Genomic DNA, 20,017 nt, shown 5'->3' on the forward strand with positions numbered 1-20,017 from the left:
TGTCAGGGTAAGGGTTGCAATCCTCTCAACCTGTTACCGGGGATAAGTGAAGATGTCGCTGGTGGACACTAACGGGTCCACCCGTCCTGTGCGCAGGGGATTCTAGCAGAGCAACCCCATCAAAATCAGCAAATTTGCCCGTTTTCTGGTAGATTTGCCCCCCGATAACGCAACATGAGGAGCTCCGGCTATGCCGTCATTCGATATTGTCTCTGAAGTCAAAATGAACGAGGTGTTGAACGCTGTCGACAACGCCAATCGTGAACTGGCCACCCGTTTCGATTTTCGTGGGGTAGAAGCCAGCTTCGAGTTGAACAAGGAAGAGGTAAAACTGGAAGCCGATGCCGATTTCCAGCTCAAGCAGATGGTCGAAATCCTGCGCGGCGCCCTGCTCAAGCGCAACATCGAAAACAGCTCCATGGAAGTGGGTGACTCGGTTCACTCCGGCAAGCGTTTCCACCTGACCGTCAAATTCAAGCAGGGGATCGAGAAAGAGATCGCCAAGAAGCTGGTCAAGCTGATCAAGGACTCCAAAATCAAGGTACAGGTCGCCATCCAGGGTGATGAAGTACGTGTCACCGGCAAGAAGCGTGACGATCTGCAAGAGACCATGGCACTGGTCCGTGGCGCCGAACTGGGTCAACCGATGCAGTTCCAGAACTTCCGCGACTGATTTATCCACTCAGCCGTGGTGCACTTGATGACTCGCGCCACGCTATCTAAATCGCGGCCATAAAAAAACCGGAGCAAATGCTCCGGTTTTTTGTTCCCCAAGTTTTATTAGAACTTGTAGGTAACAGAGAAGTAGTGGCTGAAGCCGGTGCTCTTCCAAGGAGTACCATCGTATGCAGTGGAACCATCTTTGGTACCATAAGCATCCATAAAGTACTTCAGACCGTAACCAACGGCATAACGATCGGAATGCCAGTAGATACCGTGGAAAGTAGCCAGGTTGTCGCTGGTACGGTCAGCACGGTCATGGGTATCCAGACCGAACTGATAATCCAGATAGCCTTGGTAGGAGACAAAGCTGCCATTGCCGAAGGTGTAGAAGGGCTTGAACCAGTTCATGGAGAACTGATAACCGTTCCAGTCGCCTTCTTCTTCAGTAAAGAACTGGTTCTCAGTGGAATGACGGGCATACAGGTTCATACCGACCTTGCCAAACCAAGGAACCATCACATCGGCGCCCAGACCAATTTGATTTTCCATCTGCTTGTCGCCGACGTTGTTCAGGTTGGCAATGTAGAGCTCTTGCACAGGACCAAAGGAGAGATCTTTACCGGTCAGAGCATCCAGAGACATGCGTGGGGCAAACTTCATGAACAGGTTCTGACCATGGTGTTTGTTGCTGTGGCGGGAGTCGAAAATATCGAATACGTCGACATAGCCGTACAGATCAAACAGGCCGGAGCGACCACCGAATTCCATTTCAAAATAGGTATCGTTGTAGTCCTCTTCACCGGTGGTGAAAGGGCGCTGGTCGATGGTGTGCATTACGTTGAACTGCATCCACTTGTAGTCATTCTTGTGGATATCACCGCTGTAGTCAGCAGCGAAGGCCGGGGTAGCGGCAGCAGCCAGCAGACCGGCAGCGATCAGAGTCTTGGTAAATTTGGCCATTTTATTGGTCTCTTGTGCGTTAGTTGAGGTTTTCCGTAGCCTGCCCACAAGGAGCGAGAGGAATTCTAATCAAATAAAATTGGGGGTGAAACAACTTCTCGGGAACTTTATCCGGAAGTGTGAATCTAATCACCCCCGATTCTACGCAAACGCTTGCTATTTGTCAGCCGTTGAGAGCAACTCACTCCCTTTTCTGGCGACAAGCACAATCAACAACAACACGGGCAAGCCCAATAAACTGGTTCCGACAAAGAAGGCACTGTAGCCAATCTGCTCCACAACCTGTCCGGAAAAACCGGCCAGCAACTTGGGTAGCAACAACATTACCGAGCTGAACAGGGCGTACTGAGTGGCCGAAAATGCCACATTGGTCAGGCTGGAGAGATAGGTCACGAAGGCCGCGGTCGCGATACCGGCACTGAGGTTGTCGAGGGAAATGATCAGGGTCAGCAGCTCCAGGTTGTGACCAACCTGATTGAGCAGGGCAAACAGCAGGTTGGTGCTGGCAGTGAGCAGCGCCCCCAAGAACAGGATGCGCAGCGTGCCGAAGCGCATCACCAGCACGCCCCCCAGCGCAGCCCCCACCAGCGTCATGATGACGCCAAACACCTTGGTAATGGTGGCAACCTCAGTTTTGCTGAACTGCATATCCACATAGAAGCTGTTGGACATCACCCCCATCACCACATCGGCAACCCGATAACAGGCGATAAGCGCCAGGATCAGCATTGCCGAGTGACCATAACGACGGAAGAAGTCGGCAAAGGGGCTCCAGACCGCCTCATAACCCCAGGCTCCGGCACTGGCCAGCGGTGCAGGCCAGCCACGGGCCAACAACAGCGCCTTGCGCTCCCCCTGCTGCTGGCTCTGTCCCGCCAGATCGATCTCCGGTTCGTGACACAAGAGGGTTGTAATCACCCCGAGTGACATCAGCGCAGCCATCAGCAGATAGGTCACCTGCCAGCCGTGATAGTCATACCCGCTGTTGCTGCCAAACCAGGCCGCCAGCGCCAATGCGCCGGCACCGGCAATGATCATCGCCAGTCGGTAGCCGGTCATGTAAGAAGCAGCCATCGCCGCCTGCAGCCGCTCGGGGGCAGATTCGATGCGATAGGCGTCGATGACGATATCCTGAGTCGCCGAGGCAAAGGCCACCAACAGGGCAAACATCGCTAGCTGGGCCAGCTCGGTCTTGGGATCGCAGAACGCCATGCCGACCAGCGCGGCGGCAATCAGCAGCTGGGAGAAGAACATCCAGCTGCGGCGACGCCCCAGCAGCGTGGAGAGCAACGGCAGCGGCATGCGATCCACCAGCGGTGACCACAGCCATTTAAAGCCATAGGCGAGCGCCACCCAGCTCATATAGCCGATATCGGTCAGGCTGACATCGGCCTCGCGCAACCAGAATGAGAGGGTACCGAACACCAGCAGCAGCGGCAGACCCGATGAAAAACCCATGGCAAAGAGAATAAACACCCGAAATTCGAGATAAACGGCGAGGGACTCTCTCCAGCTTGGTTTGCGGATCATGTTCAACTACCTGACGACTTTGGAAAAGTGCGTCATTTTGGCAGGTTGATGGCAGATAGCCAAGGTGAGCAAAAAGATAGGCAAAAGAAGCCCGGATAGAGAAAAGGCTCATCCCGAACAGGATGAGCCTTGTATCGTGGCCTGACGAGGGCGAGGTGACGAACCTCGTCCGGCGAGGATTACTTGCCCGCTTTCTTGTCGACTTTCTTGTCTGCTGGAGTTTCTGCCAACAAGACCACCTTCTTCAGAATGATGGGACTGGTCGGCACATCGTTGGCGCGCAGAATGGGGCTGTAACCGGTCTGTACCTGAGCCAGCTTGTCCAGCACCTCCATCCCCTGCACCACCTGACCGAACACGGTATAACCCGCAGAGCCACCGGCGTTGAGGTTATTGTTGTCGACCAGATTGAAGTAGAACTGGCGAGTAGCGCTGTCGACCGCCTGGGTGCGAGCCATAGCGATGGAGCCACGCTTGTTGGGCAGACCGCCGCGCGACTCGTTGACCACAGGCTCATAAGTCGGCAGTTGCTGGAACTGCTGGTTGTAGCCCCCACCCTGCACCACGAAATCCTGGATCACCCGGTGGAAGATGCTGCCGTCATAGCTGCCATCAGCCACGTAACGCAGGAAGTTTTTCACCGTCTGGGGCGCCTGCTTGGACGCCAGCTCCACCACGATATTGCCGTGGTTGGTCTCCATTCTGACTTTCGGGCCCGCGAACGCCAGCGGGGCGATCAGCATGGCCAGCAACCAGAGTTTTTTCATCATCAGACCCCTGCACCGTTCGGTTGACCTTTCAGGTAACCGCGCAGCGCATCATCCGCCATGATCTGCTGCAGCACGCTACCCAGTTGCAGGTTCAGTGTAGACTCCAGGTCGGCCATGCTTGGCTCGCTCGGGCTCTCCTTGCTGGAGGACATGTTGAACTGCTTGGTCAGACGGTTGCCCTGGAAATCGGCGATCACCTGCAGGCTGACGCGGGATTTGGTGACATAGGTAAAGGTCTTCTCTTCCACATTGACTGCGGCGTTGGAGATCACCAGCGTCAGGTTGGTGGTGCCACTGTTACCCACTTCCAGACCCTGGCTGCGCAGCCCTTCGGCCAGCCGTTCGGCCATCAGCAGATTGAGCGGGCGCTCGCTGTTGACCAGCACCGGCGCTTTCTCCTTGTGTTTGATGGAGAAGACATAGGCAGCCTCACGCTTGTCTACCCCTTCCATGGTGATGCGATTGCCAGAGTAATATTGCTGGTTGGCGGGGATCACCTGCGGATTGAGCAGCGCCGTCTCCGGCCAATGAGTGGCACACCCGCCCAGCATCAGGGCGGCCAGCAGCAAGAGTGACTTTTTCATCATGGTTTCCTTTGGCTTTAGCGTTTGATGGCTTTCAAAATAACGAATTTGCTGTTCGACGCAACGACTTGTGCGTTGGCAAACAAGCGCTTGAGTTTGTTGTGATAGTCCAGATGACGGTTGCCTACTATCCAGAGTTCCCCTCCGCGAGGCAACACCCGGTGCGCATCACTGAACATCTGCCAGGCGATATGATCGGTGATCGCCTGCAACTGATGGAAGGGGGGATTGCAGAGGATCCGATCCGCCGAACCGACCGCCACCCCGTCGAGACAGTTGTTGACCATAAAGCGGGCTCGCGGCAGAGCATCAGGCAGATTGTGCTCGACGTTGAGCTGTGCCGAGGCAACCGCCATATAGGATTCATCGATAAAGGTCACCTCCACCTCGCTGTCTTTGGCGAGCAGCGACAGACCCAGCACCCCATTGCCACAGCCCAGATCGATCACCTTGCGGGCACTGTGGATGGGCAGATTGTCCAGCATAAAGCGGGCACCAATATCGAGACTGGTGCGCGAGAAGACATTGGCATGGTTGTGGATGAGCATGCCACTCCCCTCCAGCGGCCACACGGTCGGGAAGGGGTTGGCCAGCTCGGGTTGCCCGGCCTGCGGCTCGCAGTGAATGAGGCGCGCCTTCTTCCAGGCCAGCGAGGTACGGGTAGGCCCCAGATACTTCTCGAACAACTTGAGGGTGGAGGTATGAATATCCTTCGCCTTGCCGGCAGCGATAACGCGGGTTGCCGGTGTCACCACCTCCCGCAGCGCCAGCAGTTGCTGCTCCAGCAGTGCCTGATATTTGGAGACCTTGATCACCACCAGCGCAGGAGCATCGGGCAGCGGCGCCAGCGCATCCTGCAAGCGGATACCACCCGCATCCAGTCCGTTTTCGGCCAGATTGGCCAGGGTCGCCCGCTCACTGATGTAGGAGTCGGTGACGCAGCAGGGGGAGTGCGGATGCAGATAGGCGGCCAGCGCGCCAAAACCGTCATTCATGATGATGACGGGGCCCGCCTGCTCGAGGGGGGACTCCGCCAGAGTGTTGATCAGATATTCGTCAGCTGCATCCCAGGCTTGCAGGGTCTCCTGACTCTGGCGTGGGTAGCGGTAGAGCGTGAGTCGGCAATGGGGAGTGTCGAGAAGGGTTTGCATAAGAAGAGTCCAACCTCGGCTTCATTCATGGATACAGGCGCCAGGTGCGACGCAAAGTGGCGCTATTCTAGCGAGGAGCAGGAATTTCACCAGTTCGGAGCGTGCCAATGAACGGATAGCAGGTGATTTTCCTTTTGCGGGGGCTTATTCCACACCCAGACAGCCGATAGAATGGTCCGACATTCACTCTGGAAGCTGATCCTATGACTATCCAACAACTGATTGAAGCCAAGCTGACGGCAGCCCTCTCCCCCACTCTGCTGGAAGTGATCAATGAGAGCCATATGCATCGCGTGGAACCGGGCTCAGAGAGCCACTTCAAGGTGGTGATCGTCAGCGAACAGTTTGCGAGTCAGCGCCTTCTCTCTCGCCATCGTCAGGTCAACGCCATCCTGGCCGATGAGCTGGCCGGCGCTGTCCATGCACTTGCACTGCATACCTACACGGCAAGCGAGTGGCAGGAGAAGGGTAAGGCACCACGCACACCAGCTTGTGTAGGCAACCCCTCGCACTCCTGATCGGCTGGCTGTCACCCATTGCGCTGCCCCACCGCCCTATGGGTGACAAACACACAAAAATTAAACAAAAAGCCGCCAGCCTGCTGATCCTGACAACCATAAATAGGTATTTAATTCAGTTTTCCCTAGAAGCTGAGTCACAGCCTTACACAAACATACCCACATTGGGGTATTAAAATAAAAAAACCTTTAAAACCACAGCTTACAAGGAATTCAGGGGTTATTCATTGCAGGTTAATTTTGTGATGACGCAGGGATTTTGCCTATTTGGCATGGCAGAAAATGGGCCTTAAGTGGTAGACTCAAGCGCTTTTGAGTGACCTCGCATGTTGAATAATTGTTGAGCCTGACCACCCGGCGCAGCCACAACAGCGACTCATTCAACCACCCGTCGTGATGTATTTCTCGGCGCTAACCAACCTCTCTTCCCGTAACGGTAGTGCAATTAAGTATGATTACAATCAAAAGAGGACTGGACATCCCCGTGCTGGGTGCGCCAGAGCAAGTAATCTACGATGGCCCCGCCATCACCCGTGTTGCTACACTGGGCGAGGAGTTCGTGGGGATGCGACCTACTATGTTCGTCAAAGTAGGTGATCGCGTCATCAAAGGTCAGGAGCTCTTCGAAGACAAGAAGAATCCCGGCGTTAAATTCACGGCCCCCGCCACCGGCGTAGTTTCAGAGATCAACCGTGGAGCCAAACGTGTGCTCCAGTCTGTGGTCATCGACCTCGACGGCTCCGATGAGCAGGTGACCTTCGAGCATTTTGCCTCTTCCGAGCTGGCCAAGCTCGAGCGCAGCAAGGTGCAAGAGATCCTGGTTGCATCAGGCCAGTGGATCGCACTGCGCACTCGCCCGTTCAGCAAAGTCCCTGCGGTAGGCTCAGCCCCGCGCGCCATCTTCGTGACCGCGATGGACACCAACCCGCTGGCCGCCAACGCAGAGTTGATCATCAAAGAGCAGTCTCAGGCGTTTCTAGACGGTCTGGCCGTGCTGACTCGTCTGACCGACGGCACCGTCTATGTCTGTAAAGGCGAAGGCAGCCTGCCCCACTCTCCTCTGGCTCAGGTCAAAGAAGAGATCTTCGTCGGTCCGCATCCTGCCGGTCTGCCTGGTACCCATATCCACTTCCTGGATCCGGTCAGCAGCACCAAGGTGCAGTGGCACATCAACTATCAGGATGTGATCGCGTTCGGCAAGCTGTTCACCACCGGCCAGATCTATACCGACAAGGTGATCGCCCTGGCTGGCCCGAACGTGCTCAAACCGCGTCTGCTGCGTACCCGTCTGGGTGCCTGCATCAGCCAGCTCACCAACAATGAGCTGCGTGCCGATGAAAACCGCGTCATCTCCGGTTCCCTGCTGAGCGGCGCCAAGGCTGATGGTGTTCACGACTATCTGGGTCGTTACCACAATCAGGTCTGTGCACTGGGCGAGGGTCGTGAGAAAGAGTTCCTGGGCTGGATCAACCCCAGCGCCAACAAGTTCTCCATCACCCGCACCACCCTCTCTCACCTGATGAAGGGTCGCCTTATCAACTTCACCACCACTACCAACGGTAGTGACCGTTCCATGGTGCCTATCGGCAACTATGAACGGGTGATGCCACTCGACATCCTGCCTACCCTGCTGCTGCGGGATATGGTCTCCGGCGATACCGACGGTGCGCAAGCACTGGGTTGCCTGGAGCTGGATGAGGAAGATTTGGCCCTCTGTACTTTCGTTTGCCCCGGCAAGACCGAGTACGGCCCTATCTTGCGTGAGTGCCTGACCAAGATTGAACTGGAAGGTTAAGCGATGAGTTTCAAGCAACTTCTTGAAAATATGGAACATCACTTCGAACCGGGTGGAAAGTACGCCAAGTACTACGCCCTGTTCGAAGCGGCGTATACCCTGTTCTATACCCCGGGTACCGTTACCCGCAATGCCGCCCACGTCCGTGATGCGCTCGATCTGAAGCGCATGATGATCATGGTGTGGCTGGCCGTGTTCCCGGCCATGTTCTGGGGCATGTACAACGTTGGCAACCAGGCCATCGCCGCCATTGCCCACATGGGCTCGGCAGCCGGTGCCAGCAGCTGGCAATATGCCCTGGCCACCATGCTGGGTGCCTCCCTCGATCCGGCTGTTGCCGGTATCGGCAGCAAGATGCTGATTGGCGCCACCCACTTCTTCCCGATCTACATCACCGTCTTCTTTGTCGGTGGTTTCTGGGAAGTGCTGTTCGCCATGGTGCGCAAGCACGAGATCAACGAAGGCTTCTTCGTGACCTCCATCCTGTTTGCCCTGATCGTGCCGCCCGAGCTGCCCTTGTGGCAAGCTGCTCTGGGCATCACCTTCGGTGTGGTAATGGCCAAGGAAGTGTTCGGTGGTACCGGCAAAAACTTCCTGAACCCTGCGCTGGCTGGTCGTGCGTTCCTGTTCTTCGCCTACCCGGGCCAAATCTCCGGTGACGCAGTCTGGGTTGCCGTTGATGGCTACTCCGGCGCAACCGCGCTGAGCCAGTGGGCTCAGGGCGGCCAGATGGCGCTGATCAACGGTGCCACCGGTCAGGCTATCAGCTGGATGGACGCTTTCCTTGGCAACCTGCCGGGTTCCATTGGTGAAGTCTCTACCCTGATGATCCTGCTGGGCGCAGCCATGATCGTCTACATGCGCATCGCCTCCTGGCGCATCATCGCCGGCGTGATGGTCGGTATGATCGCCACTTCCCTGCTGTTCAACGTCATCGGTTCCGATACCAACCCCATGTTCAACATGCCGTGGCACTGGCATCTGGTACTGGGTGGCTTCGCCTTCGGTATGGCCTTCATGGCGACCGACCCCGTCTCCGCCGCCTTTACCAACAAGGGCAAGTGGTGGTATGGCGCCCTGATCGGCGTGATGGTCGTGCTGGTTCGCGTGGTCAACCCTGCGTTCCCGGAAGGCATGATGCTGGCCATTCTGTTTGCAAACCTGTTTGCTCCCCTGTTTGACCATTTCGTCGCTCAGGCAAACATCAAGCGGAGGATTGCTCGTGGCGTTTAATAAAGACTCAACCTTCGGCACCATCAGCGTGGTCACCGGCCTCTGTCTGGCCTGTTCCATCGTGGTATCCGTTGCTGCCGTTGGCCTGCGTTCTACCCAAGAGGAGAACAAGGCGCTGGATAAACAGAGCAATATTCTCTCCGTAGCCGGCGTGGACATCAGCGATGTAGCCAAGCGCGATCTGGCCAAGCTGTATGGCGACAAGATCGAAGCCCGTCTGGTGGATCTCGCCACCGGTAACTTTGTTGACGGCGATGCCGACAACTTCGATACCAAACAGGCGGCCAAAGATCCGGCGCAAAACATCCGTCTGGCTGCTGCCGAGGACAAGGCTGGCCTGCGCCAGATCTCCAAGCTGGTTCCGGTGTTCTTCGCCAAGGATGCCGATGGCAAGATCGACAACATCATCCTGCCCATCTACGGTCAGGGTCTGTGGTCTACCATGTATGCTTTCGTCGCCGTTGCCGCTGATGGCCAGACTATCAAGGGCATCACCTACTATGACCACGGTGAAACCCCGGGTCTGGGCGGTGAAATCGAGAATCCGGCCTGGCGCGAGCTGTTTGTTGGCAAGAAGCTGTTCGATCAGGATGGCATGCCGGCGCTGCGCGTCATCAAGGGTCACGCTCCGGCGGGCTCCGAGCACGAGATCGACGGTCTCTCCGGCGCCACCCTGACCGGTAACGGTGTACAGCATACCTTTGACTTCTGGATGGGTCCAAAGGGCTTCGGTCCTTTCCTGGCCAAGGTTCGTGCAGGAGAAATCAACAATGGCTGACAAGAGCGAAATGAAAAAGTTGCTGTTGACTCCAGTGCTGGGCAACAACCCCATCGCCTTGCAGGTGCTGGGTGTCTGTTCCGCACTGGCGGTTACCAGCCAGATGAAGACAGCGTTTGTAATGACCCTTGCGGTCATGGCGGTCACCGCCTTCTCAAACCTGTTCATCTCCCTGATCCGCAACCAGATCCCGAACAGCGTGCGGATCATTGCCCAGATGGCGATCATCGCCTCGCTGGTTATCGTGGTTGACCAGGTGCTCAAGGCGTATGCCTATGACATCTCCAAGCAGCTGTCGGTCTTCGTCGGCCTCATCATCACCAACTGTATCGTGATGGGCCGCGCCGAAGCCTATGCCATGAAGAGCGCGCCGCTCCCCTCCTTCCTGGACGGTATCGGTAACGGTTTGGGCTATGGCGCCATTCTGCTGAGTGTCGCGACCGTGCGTGAAGTGCTGGGCTCCGGCACCTGGTTCGGCATCGAGCTGCTGCCGCTGGTGAACAACGGTGGCTGGTATGTACCCAACGGCCTGCTGCTGCTGCCGCCGAGTGCATTCTTCATCATTGGTCTGATCATCTGGGGCGTGCGCACCAAGGATCCCAAGCAGGTGGAGGCGAAGGATTAAGGTATGGAACATTATCTGAGTCTGTTGATTCGTTCGATTTTTATCGAAAACCTGGCACTCTCCTTCTTCCTGGGGATGTGTACTTTCCTGGCAGTGTCCAAGAAGGTAAAGACCTCCATGGGTCTGGGTATTGCCGTTATCGTGGTGCAAACCATCGCCGTACCGGTCAACAACCTGATCTACAACTACGTGCTGAAGGCCGGAGCCCTCTCCCCTGACCTGGATCTGAGTTTCCTGAGCTTCATCACCTTTATCGGGGTGATCGCGGCGCTGGTGCAGATCCTGGAGATGGCGCTGGACAAGTACTTCCCGGCTCTCTACAACGCCCTGGGTATCTTCCTGCCGCTCATCACCGTGAACTGCGCCATCTTCGGTGGCGTCTCTTTCATGGTGCAGCGTGACTACACCTTCGTGGAGTCTGTGGTCTACGGTGTAGGCTCAGGTGCAGGCTGGATGCTGGCGATCGTTGCGCTGGCGGGTATCCGCGAGAAGATGAAGTACTCCGATGTTCCGGAAGGCCTGCGTGGTCTGGGCATCACCTTCATCACCGCCGGTCTGATGGCGCTGGGCTTCATGTCCTTCTCTGGTATCTCCCTGTAATCGGCTTTCCTGCAATCAGAAAGGAACGATAGATGGAAATTATTTTGGGTGTGGTCATGTTTACCGTGATCCTGCTGGCACTGGTGGCAGTCATTCTGTTCGCCAAGTCCAAGCTGGTGACCGCGGGCGACGTGACAATCAGCATCAATGGTGACCCGGCCAAGGCTGTGACCAGCCCGGCCGGTGGCAAGCTGCTCGGCGTACTCGCCGGCAACGGTATCTTCGTCTCTTCCGCCTGTGGCGGCGGTGGCTCCTGCGGCCAGTGCAAGGTACGGGTGAAATCCGGTGGCGGCGACATCCTGCCGACCGAACTGGATCACATCAGCAAGGGCGAAGCCCGTCACGGCGAACGTCTTGCCTGTCAGGTCACCGTTCGTGGCGACATGGACATCGAACTGCCGGAAGAGATATTCGGGGTGAAGAAGTGGGAATGTACTGTTATCTCCAACGATAACAAGGCCACCTTCATCAAGGAGCTCAAGCTGCAGATCCCCGATGGCGAGAGCGTGCCGTTCCGCGCCGGTGGTTATATCCAGATCGAAGCGCCGGCTCACCACGTTTACTACAAGAACTTCGATATTCCCGAGGAGTATCGTGGTGACTGGGATCGCTTCAAGATTTTTGATCTGGAGTCCAAGGTCGATGAGCCGATCATCCGTGCCTACTCCATGGCCAACTATCCGGAAGAGTTCGGCATCATCATGCTGAACGTGCGTATCGCCACACCGCCCCCGAGCAACTGGACTGCCCCTCCGGGACAGATGTCCTCCTACATCTTCAGCCTGAAGCCGGGTGACAAGGTGACCATCTCCGGTCCGTTCGGTGAATTCTTCGCCAAGGATACCGATGCAGAAATGGTCTTTATCGGTGGTGGTGCGGGTATGGCGCCTATGCGCTCCCACATCTTCGACCAGCTGCGTCGCCTGAAGTCCAAGCGCAAGATGAGCTTCTGGTACGGTGCCCGTTCCAAGCGCGAGATGTTCTATGTCGAAGACTTCGACATGCTGGCGGCCGAGAACGAGAACTTCACCTGGAACGTCGCCCTGTCCGATCCGCAACCGGAAGACAACTGGGATGGCTACACCGGCTTCATCCACAATGTGCTCTACGAGAACTATCTCAAGAACCACGAAGCGCCGGAAGATTGCGAGTTCTACATGTGTGGACCTCCCGTGATGAACGCAGCCGTCATCAACATGCTCAAAGATCTGGGCGTTGAAGACGAGAACATCCTGCTGGATGATTTTGGTGGTTAATCCATGAACAGCGTTGTAAAAACCTGGCTAGCCTTCGGGCTAGCCTTTTTCTTGACAGGGTGCGGTCAGGAAAGCACGGTCCAGTCGAAGCCGGAGATCCATATCACCGGCAGCACCATGGGCACTTACTACTCCATCAAGGTGGCGGACAACGTCATCAGCGATGCGGCCAAGTTTCAGGCCGAGGTCGACGTACTGCTGGAGCGAGTCAACGATCAGATGTCCACCTATCGTCCCGATTCCGAACTGTCGCGCTTCAACCAGCACCACAGTTCGACACCGGTAGTGGTATCTCGGGACACGGCTCGGGTCATAACAGAAGCCATTCATATTGGCCGTGAGAGCCAGGGGGCGCTTGACGTCACCGTCGGCCCCTTGGTCAATCTGTGGGGCTTCGGTCCGGACAAGCGACCGACCAAAATACCATCGGAGGAGCTGATCACCCAGACCCGTCAGAAGACCGGCCTGGGCAACCTGCACGTCATCACTTCGGTCGATGCCGATACCCTGCAAAAGGATATTCCCGACCTCTACGTTGATCTATCCGCCATTGCCAAGGGCTTTGGTGTCGACAAGGTAGCCGAGTATCTGGAGTCTCTGGGTGCGCGCAACTATCTGGTAGAGATCGGCGGCGAGCTGCGGATCAATGGCGTCAACGGCAAGGGACACCCCTGGCGCGTTGCCATCGAGAAGCCAACCGCCAATGCCGGTTCGGTGCAGGAGGTGATCGTTCCGGGTGACAACGGGGTGGCCACCTCGGGTGAATATCGTAACTACTATGAGATGGATGGCCAGCGCTTCTCCCACACCATAGATCCACGCACCGGCAAGCCGATCCAGCACCGCATGGTGTCGGTCACCGTGATCCATCCCTCCTGCATGACCGCAGACGGGCTGGCGACCGTATTCATGGTCATGGGACCGGAAAAGAGCCTGGCCTATGCCAAAGAGCGTGGTCTGGCGATCTTCGTGATCACCAAGACGGACAACGGCTTTGAAGAGGCCTACTCCGATGCGTTCAAACAGTATCTGGTCAGGAAATAGGGAGGATAGATGCAGGTTTTTCTGATCACCTTCGGGGTATTCATGCTGGTGATAGCCGCCATGGCTATCGGCTATATCTTCCAGAAAAAATCCATCTCCGGCTCCTGTGGCGGTCTGGGGAGCGTTGGCATCGAGAAAGAGTGCGATTGCCCGGAACCCTGCGACAATCGCAAGAAGAAGATGGCCAAGGAAGAGGCCCGTCGCAAGATGCTGGAAGAGAACCGCATCATCTGATGACCCTGATTTCTCGATAAACAAAAGCGCGCTGGTGGCGCGCTTTTTTATTGGCTTTCATGCAGTGTAGGCCGGTCATAATTTTCGCTCGATATAGAGGATCACCTCCCCCAAATGGATGCCGAACTTGCTGATAGCGGCGCGATTGATCAGTCGCTCCTCATCCAGCAGATACATCCAGTCATCGAAGCTCACCCGCACCACCTCGCCATCCGGCAGCGCCAGATCGAGCTGATAACGCCAGTTGAGGGCAAACCCTTGGCTTTTACCTACCGCCTCTCCCACCACATCGGAAGCGGTACCGCGCCAGTGACCATCAGCCCCCTTGTTCAGATACCAGGTTCGGGTCTGCTGGCGGCCATCGTCAAAGTAGAACTGCTCGAACAGCTCTCCCTTACCGTTCTGCCAGCGCCCCACCATCTCAACCCGAAAGCGACTGGTCACTTCGCCGCTGCGGTCGGTCACCAGGCCGTGAGCCACCAGCTTGCCGTTGAAGAAACGGGCGAGATCCCAGTTTGGCCCCTGCCCCCGATAGTCATCGAGACTGGCACCACAGCCGCTCAGCAACAAAAAAGGGATCAACAGTAACCAGCGATATGCACGATAGAAAGACATCAGGAGCTCCATGTTCAGGGTTGGCCACGCAGGCGGCGGGTCAGGGCAGGATCGCGGCTATTGTCAGCCAGCCAGATGGCGAGAAAAGCGGCCGAAAAATGTGGATCGGCCAGAGTGCCGAGGGGTTTTTCCTGCCACCAGAAGTGGCCTGCACCGCCCTTGTCGACATAAAAGGTGAGCTTGTCGCCCGCCTGCACATCAGGCCAGAGTGCAGCGAGCTGGCCGAGCCAGCGCTGACGCTCGGCGTCAGTGCCAAGACCTAGCCGCTGCCACTCGGCGGCGGTGGCGCTCAGCAGATCTTCCCGCTCGATGGGTCTGGCATAGGTGAGAGTCAGAGCCTGTGGATAGTGACCGGGCTGATAGCGCCCGCTCACGCTGTAGAGGGTGGCATCGTAGAGCTTGAACCATAGCCAGTTCATCTCCCCCTGCCCGACCGGGCGCAACTGCTGCCAGGGGGCGGCAGAAGCCTGCACCGCGGTTGCAGCAAAGAGCGCAAACGCCAGCAGTCGCGGGTTAATTCCACCCCATATGCCAGTGGTTGGGGTCTTCCAGTTCATGCCAGTCCATCTCCTGTTCCTGCAGGGTGTTGATATCCTGCATCACCACCTGCACCAGCTGCCCCTGCGCATCCCGCTGGCAGGCAACCACCAGATAGAAGCGATCAGTCAGCTCATGCTGGCTCTCTTTGGTCCATTTGGAAAAAAGCAACGAGTCGGTCGAAAAGGTGTTTGTCATGACTCACCCTCCAGCTTGACCATTACCCACAGGAGTACGGGTAACCACCACATCCAGATCACTGCCAGCAGCGCCGTACTGATCCAGATGCCCCAGGGTAAGTTTACTGCCCCCATGGCAGCCCCCGCCACATAGGAGGAAGCACCGCCAACCATGCCAAACAGCGCCTGCTGCCAGCGAGGCAAGCGCAGCAGCCAGCGCATACCGTGGGCCAGCGTCAGGGCAAAACCGAGCCAGAGCAGCACCAGCCAGAGGGGAAAACCGGACGGGAAACGGAACAGGCCGAGCTGCCAGAGCAGAGCATCCAGCAGACAGCCGGCAACCGCGATGGGAAGCAGCCGCCAGTCACGCTGGCGGCTGGGTGAGAAGAGAAAGTGCAGCAGCAACATTGCCAGCAGCGGGCTCGGCTGCTGCCACTTCACCGCCAGCAACCAGTAGAGGTTGAACCCCAGCAGGTGAGCCCACTGCCACATGGTCAGTGACCGCTTACTGGCACATCACCCGACCAGCCAGCGGGCCCCGGCTTGGCGGCCTCCAGTTGCACCAGACTGATACTGCGCTCCCAGAATCCCCCCTCGCAATAGGCAAAGTAGAAGTGCCACAGCCGGATGAAATCCTGGCTGTAACCGAGCTTGGGCAGCTCGGGCGCCAGCGCCAGAAAGCGATCGCACCAGTGAGCCAGGGTGCGGGCATAGTGATGGCCGTGATCGTGCAACCGTACCAGTTGCATGTCGGTCTCCCGCGCCAGCAACCCCGCCATCTGGGAGACGCTGGGCAGGCAGCCACCGGGGAAGATGTAACGCTGGATAAAATCGACCCCGCGCAGATACTGGGCGTGGCGCTGATCGGCGATGGTGATGGCCTGAATGAGCAGACGGCCACCGGGTTTGAGCAGCCGCGACAGCTGGCGGAAATAGTCGGGCAGGAAGGCGTGGCCCACCGCCTCTATCATCTCGATGGAGACCAGCTTGTCATACGTCCCCTCCAGCTTGCGGTAATCCTCCAGCAGCAAGGTGATGCGATCCCCCAGCCCCTCCCGCGCAATCCACTCCTTGGCATAGTCATGCTGGGCCCGGGAGATAGTCGTGGTGGTCACCCGGCAGCCATAGTGGCGGGCGGCATAGACAGCGAGGCCACCCCAGCCGGTACCGATCTCCAGCAGATGATCGTCAGGCCCCAGCTCCAGCCGCTCGCAGATGGTGCGCAACTTAGCTTGCTGACCCTCTTCCAAAGTGGCCTCGGCGCTCGGGTAGATGGCGCTCGAGTACTGCATATGGCTGTCGAGAAAGCCCTGATAGAGGGTATTGCCGAGATCGTAGTGGGCGGCGATGTTGGAGCGCGAACCGGTCAGGGTATTGCGGTTGAGCCAGTGGCGCACCTTGTTGAAGGGGAAGCTGAGCCAGCCGAGGCGCCGTTCGAGGGAGTCGAGCAGGGTCAGATTGCGGGCCAGCAGCCGCACCAGCGCCACCGGATCCGGGCTGGTCCAGAGTCCCTCCACCCAGGTTTCTCCGGCGGCAATGCTGCCCCCCAGCAACAGGCGACGATAGAAGGTCGGATCCTGCACCACCAGTTCGGCATGCAGATCGGTACCCGCGACGCCAAAGCTGTGGCGCTCACCGCCATCCCGCAGCAGCAGCTGGCCATGTTCGAGGCGACCCAGCAGATTGAGCAGCAGTTGTCTTGCCCCCTTGTCGATGAAAGAGGCAGAGAGGGTTGATTGAGCAAGTTCCATTAGCGGCTCTCCGGATGGGTAAAAATCGGGGTTCGTTTGATAAATAGACGCAGGGCCTGCCAGTAGATCCCGAGCAGCACCTTCATGGTCATCCATGGCCAGCGGGCCAGCAGGGCCACCAGCCCCTTGCGCGACAAGGGTTCGCGAGTGAGCGCCAGGGTTGCGTCAAACAGCTTGGCTTCACCGGATACGGGATGACTCTCGATATGGATCAGGGTCTCCTGCACGGGCGGCCTAATCCGCCAGTGATAACGCATCGCCAGCCCCATAAAGGGGGAGACGTGAAAATCCTTGTCATGGGGTGCCAGCGCCGCCAGATCCAGCAGGTAGTAGTGACGCTCGTTCCAGGGGGTGTTCGACACCTCTGCCAGCAGATAGCGCGCCTCGCCCTGCCGGTAGCAGAAGTAGAAGTTGACCGGGCTGAAGTAGAATCCCAGACAGCGCACGTTGCCGAGCAGCAGTACCCGCCCCTCGGGGTCGGCATCGCCACCCAGCTCGCTCACCTTATGCCACACCGCCTGCTTGAGGCACCCCTCGCTGCCTTTGAGATAGTCGTCGCGGTGAAACGAGAGCAGCCCAGCTCGCTCAACCCCGAACCAGCGCCCCTGATCGAGCTGCGGCAGCTCGTCGAGATCCAGTCCCAGCATAAAGAGGCTGTAGGAGAAGGCGTGAGCCCGCGGTGCAAAACGGCGGTGGCGCACCGAGCCCTGCCAGATGGCGCTGGTGACGCCAGCCAGTTCGTCGGCACGCTCATGTTCGGTGGCCACTGTGGCGCCGTTCATAGCTCGGCCCCGAAGCGCCTGGCGACGTCCAGCGCGCTGCGTACCCCATCCTCGTGGAAGCCGTTGTACCAGTAGGCGCCACAGAAGTGGGTGTGCTGCTGGCCGCAGATCTCCGCGCGGCGCTGCTGGGCGGCGATGGAGGCCTGATTGAACACCGGATGGTGATAGACAAAGCGGCGCAGCACCTTGCTCTCATCCACCTTGCCCTTGGGATTGAGGCTGACGCAGAAGGGCTCCGGCGAGTTCACCCCCTGCAGGATGTTCATGTTGTAGCTCACCAGCGGCCGCGCCTCGTCGTTGCCATCGAGCTGATAGTTCCAGCTGGCCCATGCCTTGCGGCGGGTGGGCAGGCAGCGGGCATCGGTATGGAGCCAGACATCGTTGGCCTGATAGGGCATGTCGCCGAGAATAGCCTGCTCCCGCTCGCCGGGATCTGCCAGCAGCGCCAGCGCCTGATCGCTGTGGCAGGCGAAGATCACCTCGTCAAACCGCTCCTCGCCGTAACTGCTCTGGATCACCACGCCATCCGCGTCCCGCCGTACGCTCTGCACCGGACAGGCGAGGCGGATCTGCGACTGCCAACCCGCGGTAAGGGGGCCGATATATTCCCGCGAGCCGCCCGGGATCACATACCACTGGGGACGATTGGCCACATCGAGCAGGCCATGGTTGGCAAAAAAGCGCAGGAAGAAGCCAAGGGGGAAGGCGCGCATATCGGCCAGGGTCGATGACCAGATCGCCGCGCCCATCGGCAAGATGTAGTGGCGGGCGAAGTAGTCGCTAAACTCCCCCGCCAGCAAAAAATCCCCCAGAGTCAGCTCGGGGCCAGCCCCCTGATGCTGACCATCCGCCAGCCAGGCCCGCGCCTCCCGGTTGAAACGCAGGATCTCGGCAACGAAGCCGTAGAAGCGCGGGCTCAACAGATTGCTGCGCTGGGCAAACAGGGTGTCGAGGTTGTGGCCGTTATACTCCAGCCCCTCCGGGCTCTTCACCGAGAAGCTCATCTCGGCCGGTTGGCGCGCCATGCCGATCCGCGCCAGCAACTTCAAGAAGTTGGGGTAGGTGCGATCGTTGAAGACGATAAAGCCGGTGTCGATGGCATAGCTGCGGCCAGCCTGATTCACATCGACGGTCGCTGTGTGGCCGCCCAGGGTCGGCGCCGCCTCGAACAGGGTTATGTCATGGAGTTTGTGGAGCAGAAAACCGGCGGTGAGCCCCGAGATCCCTGAACCGACGATGGCGATCTTTTTCTTCATGAATGGCTTCCTTTCGATACGAGTGCGCGGCCAAGGCGCAGCCAGAGCCCCACCGGCAGCGCACCAAGCAGGCGCAGCAACCAGATGAAACGGCGGGGAAAGTGGATCTGGTGACGACCAGCGGTCAGCCCGTCCATGATGGCGCGAGAGGCATGCTCCACCGTCACCAGACAGGGCATGGGAAAATCATTTTTGGCGGTGAGCGGCGTCTGGACAAAGCCGGGGCGGATCAGGGTCACCCCGATCCCTTTGCTGGCCAGATCGAGGCGCAAGGTATTCGCCAGATAGTCGAGGGCAGCCTTGGAGGCGCCATAGGCCTCGGCCCGAGGCAGCGGCAGCCAGCTCACCGACGAGCTAACGATGGCCAGCCGTGACCCAGCCCCGAGCAACGGCAAGAAGGCGGCCAGCGCATGGCTGGTGGCGGTCAGATTGGTCTCAATCACTCGGGCAAACAGCGCGCTGTCAAACCCCTCCGCCACATCCATGTACTCGCAGTTGCCTGCGTTGAGGATCAGCAGATCGAGGGATGGCAGCGTAGCAGCCACCCCGCTCATTGCGGCCAGATCCCGGGCATCGAACTGCAGCGGCGTCACGCCATCCAGCCCCAGCGCCTGCAGCCGTTCGCCATCGCGGCCACAACCCCACACCTGCCAGCCGGCGCGCCGGTAATCCAGCGCCAACTGGCGACCTATGCCGGAGGTCGCGCCTGTGATAAGCACTCGGCCGCTCATGCGCCAAGCCTCATCTTGATGGTGCGAACCACTGGCCCGAGCAACGGCAACTGCTCGTAGAGCATGGCGCCCAGGTCAAAATAGTCCCTGTGCTGGCACACCTTGCCCGCCTCGTCGAATTCGAGGCGGGTGGCCCCCTCCACCGTCACCGGCTCACCACCACGCAATCTGGGGTGAGAGAAGGTCATGGTCCAGCCGAGCCAGGCCTGTGGCCCCTGCTGCTGCTGACTGGTGATGACGAAACGGCAGTAGGCGAGACGCTGATAGAGGGCGGCAAAATAGTCGCCAAGGGCCGCCAGCCCCTCGATACGGTGAGCCGGATCGATAAAGACCACCTGTTCGGCATAGACCTCGGGCAAGCGGTGCAACTGCTGTTTGTCCAGTTGTTGATAGAGGCCAATAAAGCGGGCCAGCGGCTCGTTCAT

Annotated in this window: 24 protein-coding genes; 10 read left to right on the top strand and 14 right to left on the bottom strand. The window is 58.4% G+C overall.

Going from position 1 to position 20,017, the window contains the following annotated elements:
- The first annotated feature begins 190 nt into the window (after positions 1–190).
- Entirely contained in the window at positions 191–673 is a 483-nt protein-coding gene (locus I6L35_RS01335; RefSeq protein ID WP_005338634.1) for a YajQ family cyclic di-GMP-binding protein, read from the top strand.
- Between the two features lie 107 nt (positions 674–780).
- On the opposite strand, the gene I6L35_RS01340 is transcribed toward I6L35_RS01335, so the two are convergent.
- From I6L35_RS01340 to I6L35_RS01360, 5 genes are all read right to left on the bottom strand, one after another.
- Positions 781–1,623: an outer membrane protein OmpK gene (locus I6L35_RS01340; RefSeq protein ID WP_069554294.1), complete on the bottom strand. Its 843-nt coding sequence runs from the start codon at positions 1,621–1,623 to the stop codon at positions 781–783.
- A 156-nt stretch (positions 1,624–1,779) separates the two neighbouring features.
- Complete coding sequence (locus tag I6L35_RS01345; protein WP_216979341.1) at positions 1,780–3,159, bottom strand: AmpG family muropeptide MFS transporter; 1,380 nt, start codon at positions 3,157–3,159, stop codon at positions 1,780–1,782.
- Positions 3,160–3,332: 173 nt separating this feature from the next.
- A complete protein-coding gene (locus tag I6L35_RS01350) occupies positions 3,333–3,920 on the bottom strand; it encodes a peptidylprolyl isomerase (protein WP_042053243.1) in 588 nt (195 codons plus the stop codon).
- 2 nt (positions 3,921–3,922) lie between these two features.
- Entirely contained in the window at positions 3,923–4,507 is a 585-nt protein-coding gene (locus I6L35_RS01355; protein ID WP_005349692.1) for a YajG family lipoprotein, read from the bottom strand.
- A 17-nt stretch (positions 4,508–4,524) separates the two neighbouring features.
- Positions 4,525–5,658, bottom strand: coding sequence for a methyltransferase (locus tag I6L35_RS01360; RefSeq protein WP_216979342.1), 1,134 nt, complete (start codon positions 5,656–5,658; stop codon positions 4,525–4,527).
- 203 nt (positions 5,659–5,861) lie between these two features.
- On the opposite strand from I6L35_RS01360, the gene I6L35_RS01365 reads away from it, so the two are divergent.
- From I6L35_RS01365 to nqrM, 9 genes are all read left to right on the top strand, one after another.
- Complete coding sequence (locus I6L35_RS01365) at positions 5,862–6,176, top strand: BolA family transcriptional regulator (RefSeq protein ID WP_216979343.1); 315 nt, start codon at positions 5,862–5,864, stop codon at positions 6,174–6,176.
- A 451-nt stretch (positions 6,177–6,627) separates the two neighbouring features.
- The gene (locus I6L35_RS01370; protein WP_005343681.1) at positions 6,628–7,971 is read left to right on the top strand and encodes a Na(+)-translocating NADH-quinone reductase subunit A; all 1,344 of its coding nucleotides are present in this window, start codon (positions 6,628–6,630) and stop codon (positions 7,969–7,971) included.
- A gap of 3 nt (positions 7,972–7,974) precedes the next feature.
- Positions 7,975–9,204, top strand: a complete 1,230-nt coding sequence (locus I6L35_RS01375) for an NADH:ubiquinone reductase (Na(+)-transporting) subunit B (protein WP_005343679.1) — start codon at positions 7,975–7,977, stop codon at positions 9,202–9,204.
- On the top strand, positions 9,194–9,982 hold the full coding sequence (locus tag I6L35_RS01380; RefSeq protein ID WP_005343676.1) for a Na(+)-translocating NADH-quinone reductase subunit C: 789 nt from the start codon (positions 9,194–9,196) through the stop codon (positions 9,980–9,982). The genes I6L35_RS01375 and I6L35_RS01380 overlap by 11 nt, the downstream gene beginning before the upstream one ends.
- Complete coding sequence (locus I6L35_RS01385) at positions 9,975–10,607, top strand: NADH:ubiquinone reductase (Na(+)-transporting) subunit D (protein ID WP_005343673.1); 633 nt, start codon at positions 9,975–9,977, stop codon at positions 10,605–10,607. Before I6L35_RS01380 ends, I6L35_RS01385 begins: the two co-directional genes overlap by 8 nt.
- A gap of 3 nt (positions 10,608–10,610) precedes the next feature.
- Positions 10,611–11,207: an NADH:ubiquinone reductase (Na(+)-transporting) subunit E gene (gene nqrE, locus I6L35_RS01390; RefSeq protein WP_005343672.1), complete on the top strand. Its 597-nt coding sequence runs from the start codon at positions 10,611–10,613 to the stop codon at positions 11,205–11,207.
- Between the two features lie 32 nt (positions 11,208–11,239).
- Positions 11,240–12,463: an NADH:ubiquinone reductase (Na(+)-transporting) subunit F gene (gene nqrF / locus I6L35_RS01395; RefSeq protein WP_005343670.1), complete on the top strand. Its 1,224-nt coding sequence runs from the start codon at positions 11,240–11,242 to the stop codon at positions 12,461–12,463.
- A 3-nt stretch (positions 12,464–12,466) separates the two neighbouring features.
- The gene (locus tag I6L35_RS01400; RefSeq protein ID WP_005343668.1) at positions 12,467–13,507 is read left to right on the top strand and encodes an FAD:protein FMN transferase ApbE; all 1,041 of its coding nucleotides are present in this window, start codon (positions 12,467–12,469) and stop codon (positions 13,505–13,507) included.
- A gap of 9 nt (positions 13,508–13,516) precedes the next feature.
- On the top strand, positions 13,517–13,741 hold the full coding sequence (gene nqrM / locus I6L35_RS01405) for a (Na+)-NQR maturation NqrM (protein ID WP_216951909.1): 225 nt from the start codon (positions 13,517–13,519) through the stop codon (positions 13,739–13,741).
- Between the two features lie 75 nt (positions 13,742–13,816).
- On the opposite strand, the gene I6L35_RS01410 is transcribed toward nqrM, so the two are convergent.
- From I6L35_RS01410 to I6L35_RS01450, 9 genes are read right to left on the bottom strand one after another with little or no spacing between them, the layout of a single operon-like run.
- On the bottom strand, positions 13,817–14,356 hold the full coding sequence (locus I6L35_RS01410) for a DUF3833 domain-containing protein (protein WP_216979344.1): 540 nt from the start codon (positions 14,354–14,356) through the stop codon (positions 13,817–13,819).
- A 14-nt stretch (positions 14,357–14,370) separates the two neighbouring features.
- Entirely contained in the window at positions 14,371–14,913 is a 543-nt protein-coding gene (locus I6L35_RS01415) for a chalcone isomerase family protein (RefSeq protein WP_216979345.1), read from the bottom strand.
- The gene (locus I6L35_RS01420; protein ID WP_005338671.1) at positions 14,870–15,091 is read right to left on the bottom strand and encodes a TIGR02450 family Trp-rich protein; all 222 of its coding nucleotides are present in this window, start codon (positions 15,089–15,091) and stop codon (positions 14,870–14,872) included. Before I6L35_RS01420 ends, I6L35_RS01415 begins: the two co-directional genes overlap by 44 nt.
- On the bottom strand, positions 15,088–15,564 hold the full coding sequence (locus tag I6L35_RS01425) for a DUF2878 domain-containing protein (protein WP_216979346.1): 477 nt from the start codon (positions 15,562–15,564) through the stop codon (positions 15,088–15,090). Before I6L35_RS01425 ends, I6L35_RS01420 begins: the two co-directional genes overlap by 4 nt.
- Before the next feature lie 2 nt (positions 15,565–15,566).
- Positions 15,567–16,823 carry a cyclopropane-fatty-acyl-phospholipid synthase family protein gene (locus tag I6L35_RS01430; protein ID WP_144714836.1) on the bottom strand — a complete coding sequence of 419 codons (1,257 nt, stop codon included), beginning with the start codon at positions 16,821–16,823 and terminating at the stop codon, positions 15,567–15,569.
- On the bottom strand, positions 16,823–17,605 hold the full coding sequence (locus tag I6L35_RS01435; protein ID WP_216979347.1) for a DUF1365 domain-containing protein: 783 nt from the start codon (positions 17,603–17,605) through the stop codon (positions 16,823–16,825). Before I6L35_RS01435 ends, I6L35_RS01430 begins: the two co-directional genes overlap by 1 nt.
- Positions 17,602–18,861: an NAD(P)/FAD-dependent oxidoreductase gene (locus tag I6L35_RS01440; protein ID WP_107682467.1), complete on the bottom strand. Its 1,260-nt coding sequence runs from the start codon at positions 18,859–18,861 to the stop codon at positions 17,602–17,604. Before I6L35_RS01440 ends, I6L35_RS01435 begins: the two co-directional genes overlap by 4 nt.
- On the bottom strand, positions 18,858–19,592 hold the full coding sequence (locus tag I6L35_RS01445; RefSeq protein ID WP_216979348.1) for an SDR family NAD(P)-dependent oxidoreductase: 735 nt from the start codon (positions 19,590–19,592) through the stop codon (positions 18,858–18,860). Before I6L35_RS01445 ends, I6L35_RS01440 begins: the two co-directional genes overlap by 4 nt.
- Positions 19,589–20,017, bottom strand: a complete 429-nt coding sequence (locus tag I6L35_RS01450) for a nuclear transport factor 2 family protein (protein ID WP_139410959.1) — start codon at positions 20,015–20,017, stop codon at positions 19,589–19,591. The genes I6L35_RS01445 and I6L35_RS01450 overlap by 4 nt, the downstream gene beginning before the upstream one ends.

It is taken from the genome of Aeromonas sp. FDAARGOS 1405 (assembly GCF_019048265.1).
GTDB classification, from domain to species: domain Bacteria; phylum Pseudomonadota; class Gammaproteobacteria; order Enterobacterales; family Aeromonadaceae; genus Aeromonas; species Aeromonas veronii_A.

Excerpts from the sequence above, each read along its gene's own strand:
- I6L35_RS01335 (WP_005338634.1), top strand. The coding sequence starts at position 191 with ATGCCGTCATTCGATATTGTCTCTGAAGTCAAAATGAACGAGGTGTTG.
- I6L35_RS01340 (WP_069554294.1), bottom strand. The coding sequence starts at position 1,623 with ATGGCCAAATTTACCAAGACTCTGATCGCTGCCGGTCTGCTGGCTGCT.
- I6L35_RS01350 (WP_042053243.1), bottom strand. The coding sequence starts at position 3,920 with ATGAAAAAACTCTGGTTGCTGGCCATGCTGATCGCCCCGCTGGCGTTC.
- I6L35_RS01355 (WP_005349692.1), bottom strand. The coding sequence starts at position 4,507 with ATGAAAAAGTCACTCTTGCTGCTGGCCGCCCTGATGCTGGGCGGGTGT.
- I6L35_RS01360 (WP_216979342.1), bottom strand. The coding sequence starts at position 5,658 with ATGCAAACCCTTCTCGACACTCCCCATTGCCGACTCACGCTCTACCGC.
- I6L35_RS01365 (WP_216979343.1), top strand. The coding sequence starts at position 5,862 with ATGACTATCCAACAACTGATTGAAGCCAAGCTGACGGCAGCCCTCTCC.
- I6L35_RS01370 (WP_005343681.1), top strand. The coding sequence starts at position 6,628 with ATGATTACAATCAAAAGAGGACTGGACATCCCCGTGCTGGGTGCGCCA.
- I6L35_RS01375 (WP_005343679.1), top strand. The coding sequence starts at position 7,975 with ATGAGTTTCAAGCAACTTCTTGAAAATATGGAACATCACTTCGAACCG.
- I6L35_RS01385 (WP_005343673.1), top strand. The coding sequence starts at position 9,975 with ATGGCTGACAAGAGCGAAATGAAAAAGTTGCTGTTGACTCCAGTGCTG.
- nqrE (WP_005343672.1), top strand. The coding sequence starts at position 10,611 with ATGGAACATTATCTGAGTCTGTTGATTCGTTCGATTTTTATCGAAAAC.
- nqrF (WP_005343670.1), top strand. The coding sequence starts at position 11,240 with ATGGAAATTATTTTGGGTGTGGTCATGTTTACCGTGATCCTGCTGGCA.
- I6L35_RS01400 (WP_005343668.1), top strand. The coding sequence starts at position 12,467 with ATGAACAGCGTTGTAAAAACCTGGCTAGCCTTCGGGCTAGCCTTTTTC.
- nqrM (WP_216951909.1), top strand. The coding sequence starts at position 13,517 with ATGCAGGTTTTTCTGATCACCTTCGGGGTATTCATGCTGGTGATAGCC.
- I6L35_RS01410 (WP_216979344.1), bottom strand. The coding sequence starts at position 14,356 with ATGTCTTTCTATCGTGCATATCGCTGGTTACTGTTGATCCCTTTTTTG.
- I6L35_RS01415 (WP_216979345.1), bottom strand. The coding sequence starts at position 14,913 with ATGAACTGGAAGACCCCAACCACTGGCATATGGGGTGGAATTAACCCG.
- I6L35_RS01420 (WP_005338671.1), bottom strand. The coding sequence starts at position 15,091 with ATGACAAACACCTTTTCGACCGACTCGTTGCTTTTTTCCAAATGGACC.
- I6L35_RS01425 (WP_216979346.1), bottom strand. The coding sequence starts at position 15,564 with ATGTGGCAGTGGGCTCACCTGCTGGGGTTCAACCTCTACTGGTTGCTG.
- I6L35_RS01430 (WP_144714836.1), bottom strand. The coding sequence starts at position 16,823 with ATGGAACTTGCTCAATCAACCCTCTCTGCCTCTTTCATCGACAAGGGG.
- I6L35_RS01435 (WP_216979347.1), bottom strand. The coding sequence starts at position 17,605 with ATGAACGGCGCCACAGTGGCCACCGAACATGAGCGTGCCGACGAACTG.
- I6L35_RS01440 (WP_107682467.1), bottom strand. The coding sequence starts at position 18,861 with ATGAAGAAAAAGATCGCCATCGTCGGTTCAGGGATCTCGGGGCTCACC.
- I6L35_RS01445 (WP_216979348.1), bottom strand. The coding sequence starts at position 19,592 with ATGAGCGGCCGAGTGCTTATCACAGGCGCGACCTCCGGCATAGGTCGC.
- I6L35_RS01450 (WP_139410959.1), bottom strand. The coding sequence starts at position 20,017 with ATGAACGAGCCGCTGGCCCGCTTTATTGGCCTCTATCAACAACTGGAC.